The 21160-nt window shown below is 72.5% G+C and carries 24 protein-coding genes; 13 read left to right on the top strand and 11 right to left on the bottom strand.

What is annotated here, in order from left to right:
* Positions 1 to 24: 24 nt before the first annotated feature.
* Entirely contained in the window at positions 25 to 2325 is a 2301-nt protein-coding gene (locus GEV26_RS01715) for a DEAD/DEAH box helicase (RefSeq protein ID WP_153651463.1), read from the top strand.
* 71 nt (positions 2326 to 2396) lie between these two features.
* On the opposite strand, the gene GEV26_RS01710 is transcribed toward GEV26_RS01715, so the two are convergent.
* The 8 genes from GEV26_RS01710 to ssd form a co-directional block, all read right to left on the bottom strand.
* A complete protein-coding gene (locus tag GEV26_RS01710; protein WP_153651462.1) occupies positions 2397 to 2786 on the bottom strand; it encodes an Rv3654c family TadE-like protein in 390 nt (129 codons plus the stop codon).
* The gene (locus GEV26_RS01705) at positions 2783 to 3133 is read right to left on the bottom strand and encodes a TadE family type IV pilus minor pilin (protein WP_153651461.1); all 351 of its coding nucleotides are present in this window, start codon (positions 3131 to 3133) and stop codon (positions 2783 to 2785) included. Before GEV26_RS01705 ends, GEV26_RS01710 begins: the two co-directional genes overlap by 4 nt.
* Entirely contained in the window at positions 3133 to 3339 is a 207-nt protein-coding gene (locus GEV26_RS01700) for a DUF4244 domain-containing protein (RefSeq protein ID WP_153651460.1), read from the bottom strand. Before GEV26_RS01700 ends, GEV26_RS01705 begins: the two co-directional genes overlap by 1 nt.
* Positions 3340 to 3402: 63 nt before the next feature.
* Positions 3403 to 3576 (bottom strand): DUF4244 domain-containing protein, encoded by a 174-nt coding sequence (locus GEV26_RS01695; RefSeq protein WP_153651459.1) that lies wholly within the window; start codon positions 3574 to 3576, stop codon positions 3403 to 3405.
* Positions 3577 to 3703: 127 nt separating this feature from the next.
* Positions 3704 to 4402 carry a type II secretion system F family protein gene (locus GEV26_RS01690; protein ID WP_194839932.1) on the bottom strand — a complete coding sequence of 233 codons (699 nt, stop codon included), beginning with the start codon at positions 4400 to 4402 and terminating at the stop codon, positions 3704 to 3706.
* Complete coding sequence (locus GEV26_RS01685) at positions 4399 to 5190, bottom strand: type II secretion system F family protein (RefSeq protein ID WP_153651457.1); 792 nt, start codon at positions 5188 to 5190, stop codon at positions 4399 to 4401. Before GEV26_RS01685 ends, GEV26_RS01690 begins: the two co-directional genes overlap by 4 nt.
* Positions 5187 to 6314 carry a TadA family conjugal transfer-associated ATPase gene (locus GEV26_RS01680; protein ID WP_153654913.1) on the bottom strand — a complete coding sequence of 376 codons (1128 nt, stop codon included), beginning with the start codon at positions 6312 to 6314 and terminating at the stop codon, positions 5187 to 5189. The genes GEV26_RS01685 and GEV26_RS01680 overlap by 4 nt, the downstream gene beginning before the upstream one ends.
* A gap of 11 nt (positions 6315 to 6325) precedes the next feature.
* Entirely contained in the window at positions 6326 to 7366 is a 1041-nt protein-coding gene (gene ssd / locus GEV26_RS01675; protein WP_153651456.1) for a septum site-determining protein Ssd, read from the bottom strand.
* A 105-nt stretch (positions 7367 to 7471) separates the two neighbouring features.
* Between ssd and GEV26_RS01670 the strand changes: the two genes are divergently transcribed.
* The gene (locus GEV26_RS01670) at positions 7472 to 8272 is read left to right on the top strand and encodes an HAD family hydrolase (protein ID WP_153651455.1); all 801 of its coding nucleotides are present in this window, start codon (positions 7472 to 7474) and stop codon (positions 8270 to 8272) included.
* A gap of 302 nt (positions 8273 to 8574) precedes the next feature.
* On the opposite strand, the gene GEV26_RS01665 is transcribed toward GEV26_RS01670, so the two are convergent.
* Positions 8575 to 9291, bottom strand: coding sequence for a Fic family protein (locus tag GEV26_RS01665; protein WP_153651454.1), 717 nt, complete (start codon positions 9289 to 9291; stop codon positions 8575 to 8577).
* A 49-nt stretch (positions 9292 to 9340) separates the two neighbouring features.
* Between GEV26_RS01665 and GEV26_RS01660 the strand changes: the two genes are divergently transcribed.
* Together GEV26_RS01660 and GEV26_RS01655 are read left to right on the top strand one after the other, a co-directional pair.
* Entirely contained in the window at positions 9341 to 10021 is a 681-nt protein-coding gene (locus GEV26_RS01660; RefSeq protein WP_194839931.1) for a class I SAM-dependent methyltransferase, read from the top strand.
* A gap of 73 nt (positions 10022 to 10094) precedes the next feature.
* A complete protein-coding gene (locus tag GEV26_RS01655) occupies positions 10095 to 11552 on the top strand; it encodes a GuaB1 family IMP dehydrogenase-related protein (protein WP_153651452.1) in 1458 nt (485 codons plus the stop codon).
* Between the two features lie 135 nt (positions 11553 to 11687).
* Here the strand turns inward: GEV26_RS01655 and GEV26_RS01650 are convergent, their stop codons facing one another.
* Positions 11688 to 12272 carry a TetR/AcrR family transcriptional regulator C-terminal domain-containing protein gene (locus GEV26_RS01650; protein WP_153651451.1) on the bottom strand — a complete coding sequence of 195 codons (585 nt, stop codon included), beginning with the start codon at positions 12270 to 12272 and terminating at the stop codon, positions 11688 to 11690.
* Positions 12273 to 12389: 117 nt separating this feature from the next.
* Between GEV26_RS01650 and GEV26_RS01645 the strand changes: the two genes are divergently transcribed.
* The 9 genes from GEV26_RS01645 to GEV26_RS01605 all read left to right on the top strand — a co-directional run bounded on the left by GEV26_RS01645 (position 12390) and on the right by GEV26_RS01605 (position 20268).
* Positions 12390 to 12968: a biotin transporter BioY gene (locus GEV26_RS01645; RefSeq protein ID WP_208431008.1), complete on the top strand. Its 579-nt coding sequence runs from the start codon at positions 12390 to 12392 to the stop codon at positions 12966 to 12968.
* Between the two features lie 2 nt (positions 12969 to 12970).
* Positions 12971 to 13669, top strand: coding sequence for an energy-coupling factor ABC transporter ATP-binding protein (locus GEV26_RS01640; RefSeq protein ID WP_243838838.1), 699 nt, complete (start codon positions 12971 to 12973; stop codon positions 13667 to 13669).
* Positions 13666 to 14277, top strand: coding sequence for an energy-coupling factor transporter transmembrane component T family protein (locus GEV26_RS01635; RefSeq protein WP_153651449.1), 612 nt, complete (start codon positions 13666 to 13668; stop codon positions 14275 to 14277). Before GEV26_RS01640 ends, GEV26_RS01635 begins: the two co-directional genes overlap by 4 nt.
* 25 nt (positions 14278 to 14302) lie before the next feature.
* A complete protein-coding gene (locus GEV26_RS01630; RefSeq protein WP_153651448.1) occupies positions 14303 to 15442 on the top strand; it encodes a sensor histidine kinase in 1140 nt (379 codons plus the stop codon).
* 41 nt (positions 15443 to 15483) lie between these two features.
* Positions 15484 to 16218 carry a LytR/AlgR family response regulator transcription factor gene (locus GEV26_RS01625; protein ID WP_153651447.1) on the top strand — a complete coding sequence of 245 codons (735 nt, stop codon included), beginning with the start codon at positions 15484 to 15486 and terminating at the stop codon, positions 16216 to 16218.
* A complete protein-coding gene (locus tag GEV26_RS01620; protein ID WP_153651446.1) occupies positions 16215 to 16616 on the top strand; it encodes a DUF485 domain-containing protein in 402 nt (133 codons plus the stop codon). Before GEV26_RS01625 ends, GEV26_RS01620 begins: the two co-directional genes overlap by 4 nt.
* Positions 16613 to 18103 (top strand): sodium/solute symporter, encoded by a 1491-nt coding sequence (locus GEV26_RS01615; RefSeq protein WP_153651445.1) that lies wholly within the window; start codon positions 16613 to 16615, stop codon positions 18101 to 18103. Before GEV26_RS01620 ends, GEV26_RS01615 begins: the two co-directional genes overlap by 4 nt.
* Before the next feature lie 189 nt (positions 18104 to 18292).
* A complete protein-coding gene (locus GEV26_RS01610; protein WP_153651444.1) occupies positions 18293 to 18631 on the top strand; it encodes a DUF485 domain-containing protein in 339 nt (112 codons plus the stop codon).
* On the top strand, positions 18628 to 20268 hold the full coding sequence (locus GEV26_RS01605; protein ID WP_153651443.1) for a solute symporter family protein: 1641 nt from the start codon (positions 18628 to 18630) through the stop codon (positions 20266 to 20268). Before GEV26_RS01610 ends, GEV26_RS01605 begins: the two co-directional genes overlap by 4 nt.
* 7 nt (positions 20269 to 20275) lie before the next feature.
* Here GEV26_RS01605 and GEV26_RS01600 read toward each other — a convergent pair whose 3' ends face one another.
* Positions 20276 to 21094 carry a helix-turn-helix transcriptional regulator gene (locus tag GEV26_RS01600; RefSeq protein ID WP_153651442.1) on the bottom strand — a complete coding sequence of 273 codons (819 nt, stop codon included), beginning with the start codon at positions 21092 to 21094 and terminating at the stop codon, positions 20276 to 20278.
* Between the last annotated feature and the right edge of the window lie 66 nt (positions 21095 to 21160).

Genomic DNA, 21160 nt, shown 5'->3' with positions numbered 1-21160 from the left:
TGGCCGCTCTGGGAGACTCAGCGGGTGGACCCTGCCGACCTCGTGCTGCGCTACGGCGAGCGAGTGACGCACGTCGAGCGCGTCCCGGCCCGTGAGGCGGTCGTCGAGCCGTGGCCCGAGTGGATCGACCCGGCCGTGCGCGAGATGTACGCCGCGGAGGGGATCGACAGCCTGTGGGGCCACCAGGCCGAGGCGCTGCACCACGTCCACGCAGGCCGCCACACCGTCATCTCGACCGGCACGGCGTCGGGGAAGTCCTTGGCCTTCCAGGCTCCCGCGCTGACCGGTCTGGCTGCCGGGCGTACGGGGAGCGCGCTGCGGGGCAACCGCATGCCCACGGTGCTGTATCTCGCCCCCACCAAGGCCCTGGCCGCCGATCAGCTGCGCCGGCTCGCGGGCGCGTCGGCGTTCGCGCGGCCCGCGACGGTCGACGGCGACAACTCACGCGAAGAGCGCGCCTGGGCGCGTGACCACGCGAACTACCTGCTGACCAACCCCGACACGCTGCACCACTCGATCCTGCCGGCCCACGCGCGCTGGACGCGCGTGCTGGGCGGGCTCACGCATGTCGTGGTCGACGAGTGCCATCACTACCGCGGTGTCTTCGGCGCGCACGTGGCCCACGTGCTGCGCCGGCTCCGCCGGATCTGCGCGTACTACGGAGCCGATCCCACGTTCGTGCTCTCGTCGGCGACCGTCGCCGATCCCGAGGTCTTCGCGTCCCGGCTCACGGGCCTGGACGTCGTGCCGGTGACCGAGGACTCGTCCCCGCACGCCGCCCGCACCATCGCGCTGTGGGAGCCGCCGATCATCCCAGGCGTCGACCCGGCCAACCCCGGCGTGGTGCGCAGGTCGGCGACGACCGAGGCGGGCGAGCTGCTGACCGACCTGGTCATCGGCAAGGTCCGCACACTGGCGTTCGTGCGGTCCCGCAAGGGGGCGGAGTCCGTCGCCGCGACCGCCCAGCGGCGCCTGGGCGAGGTCGACCCTGAGCTCGTCCGGCGGGTCGCGACCTATCGCGGCGGCTATCTGCCCGAGGAGCGGCGCGAGCTGGAGCAGCGCCTGCGCAGCGGCGACCTGCTGGGGCTCGCCAGCACCAACGCCCTCGAGCTCGGCATCGACATCGCCGGCCTGGACGCCGTGATCACGGTCGGCTTCCCGGGCACGCGCGCCGCCCTGCAGCAGCAGTTCGGCCGCGCCGGACGCTCGGGCCACGACTCGATCGGCATCCTCGTGGCGCGGGACGATCCGCTGGACACGTTCCTCGTGCACCACCCCGAGGCGTTGCTCGGCACCGCGGTCGAGGCCTCGGTCTTCGACCCCGACAACCCGTACGTCCTCGGCCCGCACCTCGCCGCCGCGGCGCAGGAGATCCCGTTGACCGAAGGCGACTTCGACCTGTTCGGGCCGCGGACCGCGGAGGGAGTCGCGGCCCTCGAGGCGGCGGGGTGGCTGCGCAAGCGGGCGGCGGGATGGTTCTGGACCAAGCGCGAACGGGCCAGCAACCTGGCCGACATCCGCTCCAGCGGCGGCCCGCCGGTGCAGATCGTCGACGCGACGACCGGACGCCTGATCGGCACGGTCGACGGCGGCTCGGCGGACTCGACCGTCCACGAGGGGGCGGTCTACGTCCACCAGGGCGACGTCCACCTGGTCGACGAGTACGACCTGGAGCACGGCGTCGCGATGGTCCACCGCGACAACCCCGACTACTCCACGATGGCCCGGTCGGTCACCGAGATCACCGTGGTCGAGACCGAGCGGACCGAGCAGTGGGGCGCGGCCGCGATGTCGTTCGGCTCGGTCGAGGTGGTCAACCAGGTCGTGTCCTATCTCAAGCGCAGCACCGCCGGTGGAGGCATCCTCGGCGAGGAGCTGCTCGAGCTGCCCGCTCGTACGCTGCCGACGAAGGCCGTCTGGTGGACCCTGTCGGCCGAGGTCGTGAGCGCGACCCTCGAGACCGATGACGTGCCCGGATCGGCGCACGCGGCCGAGCACGCCGCGATCGGCCTGCTGCCGCTGCTCGCGACGTGCGACCGGTGGGACATCGGCGGCGTCTCGACCGCCCTGCACCCCGACACCGGCACGCTGACCGTGTTCGTCTACGACGGCTATCCCGGCGGAGCGGGATTCGCCGAGCGCGGCTACGAGATGGCGGCCCGGTGGCTCCGGGTCACCCGTGACGCGATCATCGCGTGCGAGTGCCAGGACGGCTGCCCGTCGTGCGTCCAGTCGCCCAAGTGCGGCAACGGCAACGAGCCGCTCGACAAGGCCGGCGCCGTACGCCTGCTCGGCGCCTTCCTCGCGGACGCTCCCGGCGGCTGAACCCGCGTACCGAGTGGCGCAAACCCGCACCCGAGTGGCGCAGTTGCGCACGACGCGCCGTCCGATTTCCTTCACCTTGCGCCAGTCGCGGGACCACCCGCGGGGGCGGGGTCGAGGTAGAAGTCGGGGGCGGCCCGGGCCTTCTGCTCGGTGGACCAGGCGACGCCCCACCAGGGTGGGCGCTCGGCGCGTGCGGTCACGGTGGCCACGTCGTAGTCCATCCGGCAGGAGACCAGCTCGGCGTCATTGCGCCGCGCGATGGCTCGCGCCGCCGAGCAGCCGTCCTCGCCCGCGACGCTCGCCTGGGACGCCGCGAGCGCCGCCAGGTCGGCGGCCGCCGCCACCCGGTGCCGCATCCGGACGAGCCCCGCGACCTGGACCACGACCAGCGCCGCGATGACCAAGAGGGTTGCGATCGTCGCGGCGTGGACGGTCACGGCGCCCCGCTCTCCCCGCGTCACGGTGACTCCTGCGCGGCGACCGAGGTGGACTCCATGGTCCGCGCACCGATGCCGGAGAAGAACGGGATCGGCATGCGCGAGCGGACCCTCACCGTCACGACCACCGCACCCCCCTGCTCATCGACGCTCACCCGGGCGCCGGTCGGGGCCTGGCGCTTGGCCGCGGCCTCGGCCGACGACATCGACTCCCCACGGGCGAGCATCCGGGCGGACTCGCGGGATGCGTCCGCGATCCGCACCTGGGTCAGCCCGAGCGACACGATCCACAGCAGGAGAAACGCGAGAGCGACCCCCAGGGGCGCGATCGTCATCAGCTCGGCCGTGACCATGCCCCGTTCGCGACGCATCAGGCCCCGATGCCGAGGCGCGGCATCCCCGCGAAGAGGTTGCGCCACGACAAGGCCTCCCTGATCCGCTCGAGGAGGCCGTCGAGCCACGGCCCGTCCACGCCCAGGGACGCGAGCTTGAACAGCACCGTCGCCATCAGCACCGCGCCGATCGTGCCGATCGCATACTCCGCAGTCGCCATCCCGCGGTCGTCTCGACATGTCATGGAGATGTCCTTTCGTGGAGGGGCCGGGGCGACGCGCGGGGGTTGGCGCCGCCCCGGCCGGCATCAGAACGGGAGCAGGTCGGGGATCTTGGAGATGAGGTCCTCGACGAGGTCGCCGAACCACTCGGACTGGCCGACCTTCACCAGGACGCCGCCGATCGTGCAGGCACCGAGGGTTCCGACGGTGTACTCCGCGGTGGTCATGCCCTGCTCGGCCCGGGCGCGCAGCTTCTTCATGAGGTGTCCTTTCAGTGGGTGGATCTGTCATGGAGAAGATGTGGTCCACGGCGGCGGATCTGCGATCGGATCCGCGGCCTGGGGACGACGCGCCCCGGCCGCCCGGCCTGTGGACGCCGCCGCTGCCTCACCACTGCAGGGACGAGAACGACGCGATCACCGTGGGGACGATGCCGATCAGGAAGAAGGCCGGCAGGAAACACGCGCCGAGCGGGGCCGCGGTCCGGACCCCGACCCTGCGGCTGCGCTCACGAAGACGTGCACCCCGCTCACGTCGCAGCTCGGTCGCGACCGTCGCGACGATCGCGGCCACCGGCATGCCCGAGGCCTCGGCGCGGCGGAACGCCCGACCGACCGGTGCCAGCACCGCATCGTCCGCCACCCCGCGCCACACCGTGTCGGAGTCCGCAGCGATCGCGAGCCGTCCCGCGATCGCCCCGAGCTCGGGGCCCAGCGGGGCCGCAGTGGCCTCGGCCACCAGCGCGAACGCCGCGACAGGCGGCCGCCCGACCTCCAGGGCGGCCACCATGAGGTCGAGCGCAGCCGGGAGGGCGGCCTCCATCGCATCGGCCCGGGCACGGGCGGACGCCGACTCCAGACGCCCGACGGCGCGGTGGACGACGGGGGCGAGCGCGACCCCGGCGAGCAGACCGATCGGCACGCCCAGCAGGAGCACGGCGCCGAGCGGCGCCATCGCGGCGGCCACGAGACGAAGATCCACCGTGCGGGGCGGACCACCGGCTCCCAGCACCAGGCGGGCTCGGCGGGTCGGGGCAGCGGGCACAAGGCACCAGACGGCCGCGGCGGTGAGCAGCGCCGGGGTCATGGGGGCATCTCCGCAGCGGACGCGATCCGCTCGACCCACGCGACACCGAGGCAGGCCAGGGCGCATCCCGCGGCGAGGCAGCCGACCCCGACCCAGGTCGTCGTGAGGACGGCGACGGGATCGCCGCCCATGCCGGAGCCGAGGCCGAGGCCCACGACCGGGAGCACCGCCATGAGGCGCCCGGTCGCGCGAGCGGGGCCGGCACCCGCCTGCACCTCACGTTCGACCTCCCGCCGGTCGCGCACCGCGTCCTCGAGCCGTCCGAGCACCATCGCGAGGGGCGCGCCCGACCTCTCGGCCACGTGCCACGCCGCGGCCACCTCGAGCAACGCCTCCCGCCCCGTGGCCGCGGACGCCTCCCGCAGCGCAGCAGGGACGTCGGCACCGAGATCCGCGGCCCGCGCCGCGGGGGCCAGGAAGTCGAAGTCCGCCGCGAGACCCGACAGCGTGCGGACGGGCAGCAAGCCCGCCCGCAGCTCGGCCGCGAGCAGGCCGAGCACCTCGGCGACCTCGGCCCGCCTGCGGCGCACGAGCTCGTGCCGGCGTGACGCACCCAGCAGGCGAACGGCGAACACACCGATCCCGACCACCGTCCCGGCCAGCACCAGCCGCGGCCCCCGCACCTGCCCGGCCAGGGACAGGACGACGACCGCGACGCCCGCGGCTGCGACCCGGTGGCGCGACACCTCGACCGCCCGCCGGCCGAGCCGGTGACGCAGGAGCCACCGCCCCGGCGGACGCCACAGCAGCATCGCCGCGACCACCGAGACAGCAGCAGCGAGCCTCATCCGAGCACCTCGAGAAGCCGTTCGTGGGCGGGCCCGGGCCGGGCCTCTCCGGGCGCGAAGGTCAGGGCCGTGCGGCACGAGACCACCCCGTCGGACGCTCGGTCGGTCGCCGCCACCTGCTCGACGACCCGGCGTCCGTCCGAGTGACGGGCGAGGTGGATCACGAGCTCGATGCTCGAGGCGAGCTGACTGTGGAGCGCGTCCCGCGGCATGCCGGCGGCGACCCCGAGCGCCTCGAAGCGCGCCGGGACGTCCGCAGGCGCGTTGGCGTGGACCGTGCCGCACCCGCCCTCGTGGCCGGTGTTGAGCGCGGCGAGCAGATCGACGACCTCGGCGCCGCGCACCTCGCCGACCACCAGCCGGTCGGGCCGCATGCGCAGTGCCTGCCGGACGAGATCGCGGACCGTCACGAGTCCCGCACCCTCGATGTTGGCGGGCCGGGCCTCCAGGCCGACCACGTGCGGATGGTCGGGCCGCAGCTCGGTGGAGTCCTCCACGACGACGATCCGCTCGTGCCGGTCCACCTCACCCAGCAGGGCTGCCAGCAGCGTGGTCTTGCCCGATCCCGTGCCGCCGGAGATCACGAACGCGGTGCGGGACGCGACGATCCGGCGAAGACATGTCAGGGCCTCCTCCGACAAGGAACCCGCCGCGTGCAGCTGGTCGAGGGTGAACGTCCGACGGGCGGGGACGCGCAGCGACAGCGCGGTGCCCGGACGGGCCAGCGGAGCGAGCACGGCGTGCAGCCGGGTGCCGTCGGCGAGCCGGGCGTCGACCCACGGACTGGCGTCGTCGAGCCGGCGACCCGCCTGGGCGGCCAGCCGCTGCGCCAGGCGGCGCACCTCCGCCTCGTCCGCGAACCGGACCGAGGAGACCTCCAGCCCGCCGCCGCGGTCGACGTAGACCGCATCGGGCCCGTTGACCAGCACGTCCGTCACCCCCGGCAGGGCCAGCAACGGGTCGAGCACTCCCGCGCCGCGCGTCTCGCTGCGGAGCTGGTCGACGAGCGCCAGCACCGTGTCGGAGCCGGCCAGCTGGTTCTCGGCCCGCAGCGCCTCCGCGACGCTGTGCGCGGTCGGGTCGGCCGCGTCCGCCGCGAGCCGGCGACGCACGCGCTCGATCATCGGCACCTCGGTCACGGACGGTCCATCCCGAGGGCGTCGAGCACTGCCGACGCCGTACGCCGCACGGTCCGCGACCGGGCCGGTCCCTGGCCGCGATCGACCGCCGCGCGCAGTCGTCGGTCGTGGCCGAGGCGGACCAGGACCGGCAGGTCGAGCGCCTCGGCGACCGCGGCCGGGCCGATGCCGCCACGGCGGGCGACCGTCACGAGGGCGACCGCGGGCGCGCTGCGGCGCAAACGCTCGAGGACCGCACGGGCGGCGAGCGCGGCGCCGATCTCCTCGGGCACCAGCAGCAGGGTCAGGACCGACCGGCCGACCAGGTCGGCGCCGGTGGGGTCCAGCTGGCGGGCGACGTCGACCGCGACGAGGTCGAAGCCCTTCACGGCCGCCGTGACCACCGCGGGCAGCGACGGCGGCAGCGGCCCGCGGTCGTCACGCGCCCACGACAAGGTGGCCACGCCGCGATGGACCGGCAGCACGTCGGTCAGCGAGCCCGCGTCGATGCGCCCGCGGGTCGTGGCGAAGTCGTGCCAGCGCAGACCCGGCGCGCGCTCGGCGCCGAGCACGATCTCGAGCCCGCCACCCAGGGGATCGGCGTCGAACGCCAGCGAGTGGAATCCGCGCCGCCCGGCCATCACCGCCAGCGCGGCCGTCAGCGTGGACGCCCCCGCACCGCCCGACCCGCCCACCACGCTGACGACGCACGCCTCGTCGCGCCCGTCGAGCGCCGACGCCAGCGCCGCCAGCACCCGGTCCTCCTCGAGCAGCCCGCACACCGCCGCCGCGCCCAGCTCGACGGCGACCCGCCAGCACCCCGAGGGCTCCCGCGCGACGATCACGACGTGCTCGCGGCGGGCGACCCCCGAGCCGGCCAGCGCGCCGGCCAGGTCCTCGCCGACCATCACCGCGGACGCTGCGCGCCACGACCTGCGGGCCGTCGTGGCGTCGCGCGCCACGTCGGGGCTCGTGCCCAGCGCGGCACACCACCGCCGGGCCAGGTCGATCACCTGCTCGTCCGCGGTAGCGATCAACGGGCCCGGGGCATCGGTCATGCGTACGACGATCGTGCCCCCGCACGGGAGGCGAAACCGGCCGCCACGCACCTGTGGACGGCCAAGCGTCCGCGATGCTCATGTGGACGGCCCTATCCTGAGGGGGTGAGCCCGACGCGGACTGCGGCATTCTTCGACCTGGACAAGACGATCATCGCGAAGTCGAGCACGCTCGCCTTCGGCAAGCCCTTCTATGAGGGCGGCCTGCTGAGCCGCCGAGCCGTCCTGCGCAGCGCGTACGCGAACTTCATGTTCTCGATCAGCGGCGCCGACCACGACCAGCTCGAGAAGATGCGTGCCTACCTGACGCAGATGGTGACCGGCTGGGACATCGACGTGGTGCGTCAGTCCGTCGCCGAGACCCTGCACTCGATCATCGACCCGCTGGTCTACGAGGAGGCGGTGACGCTGATCGAGGAGCACCAGGCCGCGGGCCGCGACGTCATCATCGTCTCGGCGTCCGGGATCGAGGTGGTCGAGCCGATCGGAGCGATGCTCGGCGTCGACCACGTCATCGGGACGACCCTCGTGGCCGAGGAGGGCCGCTACACCGGCGAGGTCGACTTCTATGCGTACGGTCCCAACAAGGCGCTCGCGATGCGTCGCCTCGCCGAGGAGCGCGGCTACGACCTGGCCGGGTCGTACGCGTACTCCGACTCCGAGACCGACGTGCCGATGCTGGAGGCGGTGGGTCATCCGTTCGCGGTCAACCCCGACCGCGCCCTGCGCCGCCTGGCCGAGGAGAAGGGCTGGCCCATCCTCACGTTCGCCCGTCCGGTGGCGCTGCGCCGCCGGCTGGGCCTGGACACCCGGGTCGGCAAGGCCGCCGCCGTCGCAGTGGCCGCGAGCGCGGTCGGCGCGGTGGCGATGGCCCTGGTCACCCGCCGCAAGGGACATGCGGCCTGACCGCTTGTGAAAGAAGGCGCACAACATTACGTGCCAGTAGGCCTGTCCTATGCCTGCCAGCAGGCGTACACATGAAGGACAGACAACTTCACAAGCTGCTCAGCACATCGGTACCCACGCGGCGATCACCCATCTCCGGGACAGTCGCTCGCCGGACTCCAGACCACTCAGGGATTTCACTGGAGCCATGACGACTCCGATCCAGCACGCCTGGTAGCCATGCAGTGCTGAGCTTTGGCGGCGTCGACTCCATCGAGTGTCGACGTCGCCGCTCTGTGTGGGCGGCTCTGGATGGGCCGCTCTCAGCGGGCGAGCGGGGACGCCTCGGCGGCCCGGGTGAACGCCTGCGAGGCGTACATCAGCCACTGGTGGACGCCGGTCGGCTTCCCGCTGCCGTACGCCGCGAGGGCCGAGCGGTAGCCGTCGGGCTCTGCGGCGTGGCCGGCCTCGGGCACGAGCACCGACGCGGGATCGACGCCCTTCGACACCAGGACGAGGCGTTCGGCGGCCCGCCCGATGACGCCGTTGTGCGTCGCGAACGCGCCCGCCGAGGAGATCTCGGCGTGGACGAGCGCCGCCACGACCAGGCCCGGGGCCTCGGTGGGCTGCCCCAGCATCCAGGCCAGCTCGGTCAGCCGGGCGACGCCGTCGGGGTTGACCGGGCGGCCGAGATCGGCGTCGTCGACCGACCCCGAGGCCGCGAGCGCATGGATCCGGGCCAGGGCCTGGACCGGCGCGCGGTTCCACACCGGCAGCAGCCCGAGCAGCTCGGTCGACAGGCGTACGGCGCCGCGGGCCAGCGCGTCCCCGCCGCCACCCGCGAGCTCCTCGACCTCGTACACGCTGCCCTCGAGCGCCGCCGTGGCGGTCGCGCCGAGCAGCAGGGAGCGGGCGGTGTCGTCGGGGGTGCTGCGGCGCAGGCCACGGTCGCGCAGGATGCCGTCGATGCCGTCACGGGTGCCGGCGTAGGTGGACGGGATGCCTTCGAGAGCGGCAGCCGAGATGAACGGATCGGACACGCCCGAAGCGTACCGGCCGCCCCTCGGGCGGCCCGGTAGCCTTCGGACAATGAACGACTCCCCCGAAGACCGCACGGCCAAGTGGCTGGTGGGGGACCGCCTGTCCTGCGTGCTGCACCTCGGGGACGGCTCGCTCGCCTACCAGCTCGCGGAGCAGGGCCACGAGGTCGTCGTCGCGGGTGACGACGTCACCGCACGGCGCCACCCCGACATCCAGTACGTCCGCAGCGCCGGCGAGCGGCTGCCCTTCATCGGCGACGCGTTCGACGTCGTCATCGCGCCCGAGCTCCGCGAGGCGCCCACGGCCCTCGCGGAGTACGCCCGCGTGCTGCGCCCCGACGGGCTGCTCTCCACGATCTCGCAGCGGCACGACGACTCGATCCCGTGGATGCGCAAGCTCCGCGAGATCATCGGCGTCGTCGACCGCGGCGCGACCCCCGCCGACACCTTCAGCGCCTCGGGCCTGTTCCACCAGCCCGAGACCCACGAGATCGGGTCGTGGGAGAAGCTCGACCTGCCGGGGCTCCTGCGCTTCGCCCAGGCGACCAAGCACCCGTCGGTGGGTGAGTCGGCCCTGTCGCAGGTGCGTGAGCTGTTCCTGACCTACGGCGGCCAGACCGGCTTCCTGCGGCTGCGCCACGAGACCTCGTGCCTGCGCGCCACGGTCGACAAGTCGAGCCTCAGCCAGGAGGCACCGCCGCCCGACACGATGCTGCTCGACTTCCGCTGAAGAGCCCTGCCGCCCCGGGACCGATCGCCCTCAACATCCCCGCGGGCGAACAGCCCCCCGATAGAATCGGCGGGTGAAGTTCCTCAACGACCTCGCCCCGTCCTTCGACCTGACGTACAACGACGTGTTCATGGTGCCGGCCCGCTCCGACGTCACGAGCCGGTTCGACGTCGACCTGGCCACGTCCGACGGCACCGGCACCACGCTGCCGCTTGTCGTGTCCAACATGACCGCGATCTCCGGCAAGCGCATGGCAGAGACGATCGCCCGGCGCGGCGGGATCGCGATCATCCCGCAGGACATCCCGCTCGACATCGTCGCGCACACCGTCGACCGGGTGAAGTCCGCCCACACGGTCTACGAGACCCCCGTCACCGTGGGGCCCTCGACGACGGTCGGCGAGGCGATGAGCCTGATCCCCAAGCGTGCGCACGGCGCGGTGGTCGTGGTCGAGGACGGCAAGGTGCTCGGGGTCGTGACCGAGCACGACGGCGCCGAGATCGACCGCTTCGCGCAGGTGCGCGAGGTCATGACGTCCGACGTCCTCACCTTCGAGGCCGGGGTCGACCCCCAGCACTGCTTCAACGAGATGTCGGCCCGGCACGTCGACTTCGCTCCGGTGCTCGACGGTGGCAGCCTGCTGGGCGCGGTGACCCGCAAGTCGGCGCTGCGCTCCACGATCTACGATCCCGCGGTCGACGCCGAGGGACGCCTCGTGATCGGCGCCGCGGTCGGCATCAACGGCGACGTCACCGGCAAGGCCACGGCCCTGCTCGAGATGGGCATCGACGTCCTCGTCGTCGACACCGCCCACGGGCACCAGACCAAGATGCTCGAGGCGCTGCCGCTCGTGGTCGCCGCCCGCGACGCGTACGAGGCGGAGTCCGGCCGGCGGGTCCCGATCGCCGCCGGCAACGTCGTCTCGGCCGCAGGGGTCCGCGACCTCGTCAGCGCGGGGGCCGACATCATCAAGGTCGGCGTCGGCCCCGGCGCGATGTGCACCACGCGCATGATGACCGGCGTCGGACGCCCGCAGTTCTCCGCGGTGCTCGAGTGCGCTGCGGCGGCCCGCGAGCTCGGCGCGCACGTCTGGGCCGACGGCGGCGTCCGCTATCCCCGCGACGTCGCGCTCGCCCTCGCGGCCGGTGCCGCGAGCGTCATGATCGGCTCGTGGTTCGCAGGAACGCTCGAGAGCCCCGGCGATCTCCAGGTCGGGCCCGACGGCCGCCCCTACAAGGAGTCGTTCGGCATGGCGTCGGCGCGCGCGGTGTCCAACCGCACCCGCGACGCGGCCGGCTTCGAGCGCGCCCGCATGGCCCTCTTCGAGGAGGGCATCTCGTCCTCGCGCATGTTCCTGGACCCCGAGCGCCCCGGCGTCGAGGATCTCGTCGACTCGATCATCGCGGGCGTCCGGTCCAGCGCGACGTACGCGGGTGCGCGATCGATCGCGGAGTTCCACGAGCGTGCCGTGATCGGCCTGCAGAGCTCCGCGGGCTACGACGAGGGTCGCCCGCTGCACGCGTCCTGGTAGTAGCCGGGCGCGGCTCGTCCCTCGCCGCTCATTCCTGCTGCTCGCTGGCGCTCGCACCAGGCCGGCTGGCTCGCTTCGCTCGCCCTTTCCTGCGTTCACAGGCTCGTTGGCTTGCTTCGCTCGCCCTTTCCTGCGTCAGGGTTCGCGCTTCGCGGTCGCCGGGCGGCGGTGCCTGATGCCCTCGAGGATGAGGGACAGGCCCAGGTCGAACGAGCCCGTGTCGGCCCGGCCGAGCGGATCGGCGTCGATCGCCCCCGCGCTGTTGGCCTGTCGGTGCGCCTGCTCGCCGGTGACGTGGCCGAAGACGAAGTGCAGCACGGTCATCGCGGCCGTCCGCGCGAAGGCCTCGTCGAAGCCGGCACCCTCGAGCGCAGTGGCCAGCCGCTCCACGGGCGAGCGGACACCCAGGCCGTACGCGTGCGCGGTGGCGACCAGCTCGGCCCCGTCGCGGTAGGCCAGCATCGCGTCGCGGAGCTCGTGGCTGAGCGCCAGCACCCGCTCGTCCCACGACGCCTCGGGCACGTCCGGCCGCGCACCGCGGTCGAGCAGCTCGTCGGCGACCGCGGCCAGCAGCTCCTGCTTGCTGCCGAAGTGGTGATAGAGCGCGGACGGCTGCAGGCCCAGCTCGGAGGCGATCCGGCGCATCGACAGGTCAGCCAGCCCGTACGCGTCGAGGATGCCGACGGCACGCTCGACGATGTCGGTGCGGTGGTAGCGCATGGATCCTCCGAGGACGTCACGTTGACAGCACGATCAGCCTATCGGCTAACCTGAACACCGTTCACCTGAGCACCGTTCAGGTGGCGTCACCGTCACGGCAGGAGCACGATCATGGTCATGACCACGCGCACGCGCCGCAAGGCGTCGATCGGCACGTCGGATCTCGCCCTCATCGCGACGTTCGCTGCGCTCATCGCGGTCTGCGCCCAGCTCACCGTCGGCTCGATCAACGTGCCCTTCACCCTGCAGATGTTCGCGATCTTCCTCGCCGCGTCGGTGCTCGGCGCGGTGCGCGGGCTCCTCACCGTGCTGCTCTACCTCGCGGTCGGCACCGCGGGCCTCCCGGTCTTCGCGCAGGGCGGCGCTGGGCCCGCGGTGTGGGTCAGCCCGTCGGCCGGCTACCTCGCGGCGTTCCCGCTCGCCGCGCTCCTCGTGGGGCTCGTCGCCCACCGCGTCGCCCGCACCAGCCCCGCCTCGTTCGTCGCGGTGGTGTCGGTCGCCGCCGCCGTCGTCACGATCGCGGTCGTCGGGACGCTCGGCACGATCGGCATGGCGCTCAAGCTCGACGTGAGCCTGCCCGTCGCGTGGGGCTACGCGACCCCGTTCTTCGTGGCCGACATCGTCAAGGGCGTGCTGGCCGCGGTCGTCGCGGCTGCCGTGCTGCGCGCCTTCCCGCAGCTGGCGGCGCGACGCTGACCGTGCCACCGACCATCGCGCTCGACGAGGTCGCCGTCACGGTGCAGACACCGGACGGCGACCTCCCGCTGCTGCAGCCCACCACCCTGCGCCTGACGGAGCACCGCATCGCGGTGATCGGCAGCAACGGCTCGGGCAAGTCCACGCTGGCCCGCCTGCTCAACGGCCTGGTCGAGCCGAGCTCGGGACACGTCACGATCGACGGGCTCGACACGGTCCGTGACGGTCCGCGGGTACGCCGATCGGTCGGCTTCGTGTTCACCAACCCGGACGCCCAGCTGGTCATGCCCACCTGCGCGGAGGACATCGCGCTGTCGCTGCGCCGCACGATCAAGGACAAGAAGGCCCGCCACGCCCGGGCGCTGGAGATCCTCGCCGGGGTGGGCCTGGCCGACAAGGCCGACACGACCGTCCACGCCCTGTCGGGCGGTCAGAAGCAGATGCTGGCCCTCGCAGGTGTGCTCGCGACCGATCCCCGGATCCTCGTCGCGGACGAGCCGACGACCTTGCTGGACCTGCGCAACACCCGGATCGTCGCCGACCGGCTGTTCTCGCTCAGCCAGCAGCTCGTCCTGGTCACCCACGACCTCGACCTCGCCCTGCGCTGCGACCGCGCGCTCGTGGTCGACGACGCCCGCATCGTGTGCGACGGCCCGGCGGCCGACGCGGTCAGCTTCTACCGGTCGCTGGTCGGCGCGTGATCGCCTCACCGCTCGGCGCGTACCGCCCCGGCACGACCTGGCTCCACCGGCTGCCGGCCGGCCCCAAGCTGGGACTCCTCGCGCTGTACGGCGTGCTCACCGTGGTGGTCCGCGGCCCGTGGTCGTCCGTCGCGTTCGTGGCGTTCTCGCTGGTGCTGGTCGCCTGGGCCCGGCTGCCGGTCCGGGCGCTCCTGCGCGGACTGCGCCCCCTGCTGCCGGTCGTCGTCCTCGTCACCGCGTTCCAGGTCTGGCAGCGCGGCTGGCCGACCGCGATCCACGTCGTCGGCGACCTGGTCGCCCTCGTCACCGCAGCCCTCGTGTTCACCGGCACGACGCGCATCGACGCGATGCTCGACGCCCTGACCCGGGGGCTCGGCCCGGCCCGCCGGCTGGGCGTCAACCCGGAGAAGGTGGCCCTCGCGTTCTCGCTCATGATCCGCGCGATCCCCGGAGTCCTCGAGATCGCGCACGAGACCCGCGCCGCCGCGAAGGCCCGGGGCCTCGAGCGCAGCCCACGGGCCCTGCTGGTGCCCATGGCGATCCGCACCGTCGCCCAGGCGTACGACACCGGGGCCGCCCTGCACGCCCGCGGCATCGGCGACGACTGACCCCCGGACGTCGTAGCGTCGGGCGATGGACAACCTGCTGACCGCGATCCTCGCGGTCATCGCCCTGGTCGCGATCGCGTCGTTCGCGCGGTGGTGGTTGCTGTCCCGCCGGCCGAGCCTCGGCACCCCCGAGGACCGCGCGACGTACGAGACCCTGCACACGACGGCCCTCGCCGCACCTGCGCTGCGCCGTGGGCTCGACGCCGAGAGCGCGTCCAGCACCCTGCCGCACCTGCGGACGCTGCTCGGCACCCGGACGGTCGCGATCACCGACACCGTCGGACCCCTCGCCTGGGACGGGCCGGGCGGCCTCGACGACGTCGCCGACCTGATGTCCGCGGCGATCGGCAGCGGCACGACCCAGGCCTCGGGGTCCGCGATCGTCGCGCCCCTGGCCGTCGAGGGCCAGGTCGTCGGCAGCGTCGTCGTGATGAGCGAGGACGCGTCCGCGGGCCTGGCGCGGGCCACGACGGAGATCGCCCGGTGGATGTCCAGCCAGCTCGAGCTCGCCGAGCTCGCGACCTCCCGCACCGCGCTGATGGAGGCCGAGCTGCGGGCGCTGCGGGCGCAGATCTCCCCGCACTTCATCTACAACTCGCTCGGCGCGATCGCCTCGTTCGTGCGCACCGATCCCGAGCGGGCGCGTGAGCTGCTGCTCGAGTTCGCGGACTTCACCCGCTACTCATTTCGCCAGCACGGCGAGTTCACGACCCTGGCCGAGGAGCTGCGCTCGATCGAGCGCTACCTCGTGCTGGAGAAGGCCCGCTTCGGCGACCGGTTGCGCATCGTGACGCTCGTGGCGCCGGAGGTCCTCAGCGTCACGCTGCCGTTCCTGTCGGTCCAGCCGCTCGTCGAGAACGCGGTGCGCCACGGCCTGGAGCGCAAGGCCGGCGACGGCACGATCACCGTGACGGCCCACGACGCGGGCACCGAGTGCCTCATCACGATCGAGGACGACGGCGCGGGCGTCGACCCCGAGATCGTGCGCGCAGCCCTGTCCGGCCGCAACCCCAGCGCGTCGGTGGGCCTCGCGAACGTGGACGAGCGGATGCGCACGGTCTACGGCAATGCGTACGGGATCGTGGTCGAGACCGCGCCCGGATTCGGCACCAAGGTGTCGCTGCGCGTGCCCAAGTTCTCCCCCGCCGTCGGCCCCGCGGCCTGACCGGGGTTGTGGCGCGGGTCACGCTCGGCCAAGATCACTGCATGCCTGCCGGCCTGCGCTCCCTGGTCGTCGACGACGAGCAACCCGTCCTCGACGAGCTCGTGTGGCTGCTCGAGCGGGACGACCGCATCGCCTCGGTGCGGGCCACCCGCAGCGGCACCGACGCCCTGCGCGTGCTCGAGCAGGGCGGCATCGACGTGGTCTTCCTCGACGTCGCGATGCCCGGGCTCAGCGGCCTGGACATCGCCCGGCTGCTCGGCCGGTTCCGCGAGGCGCCCCGCATCGTGTTTGTGACGGCCCACGAGGCGCACGCGGTCGAGGCCTTCGAGATGAACGCGGTCGACTACCTGCTCAAGCCGATCCGCGAGGAGCGACTGCGCGAGAGCGTGCGCCGCGCGTGCGTCGAGGGCACCGACACCACCGAGACCGGCGACGAGCAGATCGCGGTCGAGCTCGGCGGGGTCACCCGGTTCGTGTCCCGCGCGTCGGTCGCGTACGTCGAGGCACAGGGTGACTACGTGCGGCTCCACGTCGACGACGGCGGCAGCCACCTCGTCCGGACGACCCTCGGGGTGCTCGCGCAGGAGTGGGCGGACGCCGGGTTCGCCCGGGTGCACCGCAGCCTCGTGGTCAATCTCGCCCGCGTCCGTGAGGTGCGCATGCAGGCCGGACGGTGCAGCGTCGTGATGGCAGTGGGCGACGACCGGGTCGAGCTGCAGGTCGCCCGCCGCCACACCCGGACCCTGCGCGACCTGATCCACGAACGCGCGCTGTGAGCGACGAGCCGCACGGCGCGGCGCCGACCGGACGGGTCCGCGTGACGAGCCCGCTCACGACCGCCTCGCCGCACGTGCGCCGCAGCGTCCGCCAGGAGATCGACGAGTCGACCGGGGTCGGCGAGATCTACATGCGCTCGCTCATCCGCTCGCAGCTGCGCGCCGCGATGACCGTGGCCCTCACGCTCCTGCTGTCGATCGGGGCACTCCCCGTGGTGTTCCTGACCTTCGACGCCGTCACCGACGCCAGGGTCCTCGGCGTGCCGCTGCCCTGGATCGTGCTGGGCGTCCTGGTCTACCCGTTCCTGTTCACGCTGGGCTGGCTCTACATCCGCCAGGCCGAGCGCGCCGAGCGCGACTTCACGGCGCTCGTCGATCCTGACGGCGACGACACGTGAGCTCGACCTACGGGATCGTCGCCGTCGCGCTCGTGGCCGTCGCGACCCTCGCGATCGGCGCGTTCGGGCTGCGCGTCAGCCGGACCACCAGCGACTTCTACGTCGCGTCGCGCTCGGTCAGCCCGGTCCTCAACAGCTCGGCGATCGGCGGGGAGTACCTGTCGGCGGCGTCGTTCCTCGGCATCGCGGGCCTCGTGCTGGCGTTCGGCGCCGACATGCTCTGGTACCCGATCGGGTGGACGACCGGCTACCTCATGCTCCTGGTGCTGGTCGCCGCCCCGCTGCGCCGCTCAGGGGCGTACACGATCCCCGACTTCGCCCAGGTGCGGCTGCAGTCCGACGGCGTGCGGCGGGTCGCGAGCCTGCTGGTCGTCGCGGTGGGCTGGCTCTACCTGATGCCCCAGTTCCAGGGTGCGGGGCTGACGCTGCGGACCGTCACGGGCGCGCCGACCTGGGTCGGCACCGTCGTGGTCGCCGCGATCGTCGTGGTCAATGTCGTCTCGGGCGGCATGCGCAGCATCACGTTCGTGCAGGCGTTCCAGTACTGGCTCAAGCTCACCGCGCTGCTGATCCCGCTGTTCTTCCTCGTCCACGCGTGGAACGGCGACGGGCGTCCGGCGCCGGCCGCTCCCGGCAGCTGGTTCGAGCCGTTCAGCCAGACCGGCGAGACGGGCCTGTACCTGACGTACTCGGTCATGGTCGCGACCTTCCTCGGCACGATGGGCCTGCCCCACGTCGTGGTCCGCTTCTACACCAACCCCGACGGCCACGCCGCACGTCGGACGACCCTCCTGGTGCTCGCGCTGCTCGGCGTCTTCTACCTCCTGCCGACCGTCTACGGGGTGCTCGGACGCATCTACGCCGGAGACCTGGTCACCTCGGGGGGCACGGACACCGTGGTGCTCGAGCTGCCCGGGCGCATGATCGGCGGCACGACCGGCGAGGTCCTGGCCGCACTGCTGACCGCGGGGGCATTCGCGGCGTTCCTGTCGACGTCGTCGGGCCTGACGATGTCCATCGCCGGTGTCGTGGGCCAAGGGCTCGCGCGTGGCCGCATCTCGACGATCACCGCCCTGCGGCTCGCCGCCGTGGGCTGCATCGTCGTCCCACTCGTGCTGGCCCTGTCCGCGCAGCGGATCTCGGTCGCCAACTCAGTGACCTTCGCCTTCGCGCTCGCCGCGTCGACGTTCTGCCCGCTGCTCGTGCTGGGCATCTGGTGGCGCGGGCTCACGGCACCAGGCGCCATCGCGGGACTCGTCGGCGGGGGGCTCTGCGCCGGGGTCGCACCGGTCCTCACGATCGCGACGAGCCCGGACGGGTGGTTCGGGGCGCTGATGAGCCAACCCGCGGCGTGGTCCGTGCCGGTCGGGTTCGGGCTCATGATCGGCGTGTCCCTCGCGACCCGCAGCCGGGTCCCGGTCAACGTGTCGCGCACGATGGTGCGGCTGCACACCCCCGAGCGGCTCGAGGTCGACCGGCGGTTCTGACCGGGCACGACCGTTCATCCCCCGATCACGACCGCTCGTCGCGGCCGCCCGACCGCACGTCGCTCCGCCTCCCGCCCTTCGTCGCAGCAGGCCGGACGTGATCTGGCTCACAGGGCCAGAGGACCCTAGTTTCGAGGCGGGTGGCGCGTTCCGCGCCGTCTGCCCTTTCCACGGACGAGGTGACTCACGGTGACCGAGAAGATCTCCACGGAGGCTCACGAGGCGTATCAACGCATCCATGCGTCGGACGACTTCGCCGAGCTCAAGCGCTCCTACCTGCGATTCGTCGTGCCGCTGACGATCGCCTTCATGGCCTGGTACCTGCTGTACGTCCTCGCGTCGAACTACGCGAACGACTTCATGGGCCACGTCCTGTTCGGCAACATCAACGTCGCCCTGGTCTTCGGCCTGCTGCAGTTCGTGACGACGTTCGGCATCGCGATCTGGTACGCGATGTTCGCCGCCCGCCGCATGGACCCGATCGCGGACCGCCTCCGCGAGGAGTACGAGCAGGAGATCGAGCGATGAGCACCACCGCCGCCGTGCTGCGCGCCGCCAGCGACGACGACAGCAACCAGCTCCTGACCGGCTCCCTGTTCGTGGTGATCGTGCTGATCACCGTGGCCATCACCTTCTGGGCGAGCCGCAACACCCGAACCGCCGCGGACTACTACGCGGGCGGGCGCAGCTTCACCGGCGCACAGAACGGCTTCGCGGTCGCCGGCGACTACATGTCGGCCGCCTCGTTCCTCGGCATCTCCGGCGCGATCGCCCTGTCGGGCTACGACGGCTTCCTGTACTCGATCGGCTTCCTCGTCGCCTGGCTCGTGGCCCTGCTGCTCGTCGCCGAGCTGCTGCGCAACTCGGGCCGGTTCACCATGGCCGACCAGCTGGCGTTCCGCATGCAGCAGCGTCCCGTGCGCACCGCGGCCGCGACGTCGACCGTTGTCGTGTCGATCTTCTACCTGCTCGCGCAGATGGTCGGCGCCGGCGCGTTGGTCGCGCTGCTGCTGGGCGTCTCGCCCGACAACGACACCGCCAAGAACCTCACGATCGCGGCCGTGGGCGCGCTCATGATCTTCTACGTCGTGGTGGGCGGCATGAAGGGCACGACGTGGGTGCAGATCGTCAAGGCCGTCCTGCTCATGGTCGGCACGATCCTCATCACGGTGCTGGTGCTCGCGAAGTTCAACTTCAACATCAGCGACATGCTCGGCACCGCCGCCGAGGAGAGCGGGGCCGGCAAGGCATTCCTCGAGCCCGGACTGAAGTACGGCGTGTCGACCGAGTCCAAGATCGACTTCATCTCGCTCGGGCTCGCGCTCGTGCTCGGCACGGCAGGTCTGCCGCACATCCTGATCCGCTTCTACACCGTCCCGACCGCACGCCAGGCGCGCAAGTCGGTGCTCTGGGCGATCGGCCTGATCGGCGCGTTCTACCTGATGACGCTCGTGCTGGGCTTCGGCGCGGCCGCACTGGTCAAGGGCGACAAGAAGCAGGAGATCGTCGACTCCGGCGGCAACCTCGCCTCGCCGCTGCTCGCCGAAGCGGTGGGCGGCGGATCGGGCTCGACCGGTGGCGCGGTGCTGCTGGCATTGATCTCGGCGGTCGCGTTCGCCACGATCCTGGCGGTGGTCGCGGGCCTGACCCTGACGTCCGCGTCGTCCGTGGCCCACGACCTGTACGCCAACGTCTGGAAGAAGGACAAGGTCACCGAGAAGCAGGAGGTCAAGGTCGCCCGCATCGCGGCATTCGTGATCGGCGGTGTCGCGATCGCGCTGTCCATCCCGGCGCAGAAGCTCAACATCGCGTTCCTGGTGGCGCTCGCGTTCGCGGTCGCGGCATCGGCCAACCTGCCGTCGCTGCTGTACAACCTGTTCTGGCGCCGGTTCAACACGCGCGGCGCGGTCTGGAGCATCTACGGCGGACTCATCTCGTGCGTCGGCCTGGTGATCTTCTCCCCGGTCGTCTCCGGCTCGGAGACCGCGATGATCACCGGCGCGGACTTCAGCTGGTTCCCGCTGGCCAACCCCGGCATCATCTCGATCCCGCTCGGCTTCTTCTTCGGCTGGCTGGGCACCGTGACGGCCCGCGACGCGGACGCCGAGGCGCGCTACGTCGAGCTGGACGTCCGCTCGATGACAGGTGCGGGCTCTGAGAAATAGTCACCGGTCAAGGCAGGAGGCCGTGACGGCGAGCAGCCGCCACGGCCTCGTGCCGCGACCGGGCACCGAGGCGGGCCATCGCACTGCGCAGATAGCTCTTGACCGTCTCGATGCCGAGGCCCAGCCGCTCCGCGATCTCGGCGTTGCGGCACCCCGCCGCGACGAGCGCCATCACGTCCAGCTGCCGCGCGGTGAGGGTGATCTCGCTGCGGGCGTCCTGCACCAGCAGCGCTTCGAGCCGCTCGCGGGTGCGCGGATCGGCGGTCTCGCGAGCGATGATCCGCATCTCGGCGAACGCATCGCGCAGGAGCTGCCGCTCCACGGTGCTCGGCCCGGCCGCCGCGACCGACTGCGCCAGGCGTACCCGCCGGTCCACCTCGTCGCGGATCTCCAGCTCGCCCGAGACCTTGCGCGCCTCGGCGACCAGCGCCTCGAGCGCAGCCTCCGACAGCGGCTCGCCGCCGCGGGTGCCGGCGTAGAGCAGCCCGCGGACGTCGTCGCGCACCACGATCGGCACGACCGCGAGGAACGTGACCCGCTCGCCGAGGATCTGCCGGTCGTACTCGTGCGTGATGTCGAGCGAGCTCCCATAGTCGCGGACGTACGCGGGGCGGCGGCTCAGCCAGGTCTTGCCGCCCAGCCCCAGCGAGGGCCGGATCGTGATCGTCGCGAGATCGGTCGTCACCTCGCCGAGCGTGAGGGTCACCGGCACGCCGTGCTCGTCGCGCAGGCCGCCGAACACCAGCGGCACGTCCCAGTCGCGCCGCAGCCGGGCCGCGGACGCGCGCAGCACCTCCAGGTCGTCGGCACGCACGTCGACCGTCATCGCGTACCCCCTTTCGGGGCTAGACCATCCCCCTCGACCACCCCACGATGTGGGGTAGACCACAGC

This window comes from Aeromicrobium yanjiei (assembly GCF_009649075.1).
In the GTDB taxonomy this organism is placed as follows: domain Bacteria; phylum Actinomycetota; class Actinomycetes; order Propionibacteriales; family Nocardioidaceae; genus Aeromicrobium; species Aeromicrobium yanjiei.
This window is presented reverse-complemented; position numbering and strand designations above follow the sequence as displayed.

What these genes read in the sequence shown, in the direction of transcription:
- GEV26_RS01630 (WP_153651448.1), top strand. Translation starts at nt 14,303, where the DNA reads ATGGACAACCTGCTGACCGCGATCCTCGCGGTCATCGCCCTGGTCGCG.
- GEV26_RS01645 (WP_208431008.1), top strand. Translation starts at nt 12,390, where the DNA reads ATGACCACGCGCACGCGCCGCAAGGCGTCGATCGGCACGTCGGATCTC.
- GEV26_RS01625 (WP_153651447.1), top strand. Translation starts at nt 15,484, where the DNA reads ATGCCTGCCGGCCTGCGCTCCCTGGTCGTCGACGACGAGCAACCCGTC.
- ssd (WP_153651456.1), bottom strand. Translation starts at nt 7,366, where the DNA reads ATGACCGATGCCCCGGGCCCGTTGATCGCTACCGCGGACGAGCAGGTG.
- GEV26_RS01685 (WP_153651457.1), bottom strand. Translation starts at nt 5,190, where the DNA reads ATGAGGCTCGCTGCTGCTGTCTCGGTGGTCGCGGCGATGCTGCTGTGG.
- GEV26_RS01680 (WP_153654913.1), bottom strand. Translation starts at nt 6,314, where the DNA reads ATGATCGAGCGCGTGCGTCGCCGGCTCGCGGCGGACGCGGCCGACCCG.
- GEV26_RS01605 (WP_153651443.1), top strand. Translation starts at nt 18,628, where the DNA reads ATGAGCACCACCGCCGCCGTGCTGCGCGCCGCCAGCGACGACGACAGC.
- GEV26_RS01690 (WP_194839932.1), bottom strand. Translation starts at nt 4,402, where the DNA reads ATGACCCCGGCGCTGCTCACCGCCGCGGCCGTCTGGTGCCTTGTGCCC.
- GEV26_RS01700 (WP_153651460.1), bottom strand. Translation starts at nt 3,339, where the DNA reads ATGACATGTCGAGACGACCGCGGGATGGCGACTGCGGAGTATGCGATC.
- GEV26_RS01660 (WP_194839931.1), top strand. Translation starts at nt 9,341, where the DNA reads ATGAACGACTCCCCCGAAGACCGCACGGCCAAGTGGCTGGTGGGGGAC.
- GEV26_RS01695 (WP_153651459.1), bottom strand. Translation starts at nt 3,576, where the DNA reads ATGAAGAAGCTGCGCGCCCGGGCCGAGCAGGGCATGACCACCGCGGAG.
- GEV26_RS01600 (WP_153651442.1), bottom strand. Translation starts at nt 21,094, where the DNA reads ATGACGGTCGACGTGCGTGCCGACGACCTGGAGGTGCTGCGCGCGTCC.
- GEV26_RS01650 (WP_153651451.1), bottom strand. Translation starts at nt 12,272, where the DNA reads ATGCGCTACCACCGCACCGACATCGTCGAGCGTGCCGTCGGCATCCTC.
- GEV26_RS01705 (WP_153651461.1), bottom strand. Translation starts at nt 3,133, where the DNA reads ATGCGTCGCGAACGGGGCATGGTCACGGCCGAGCTGATGACGATCGCG.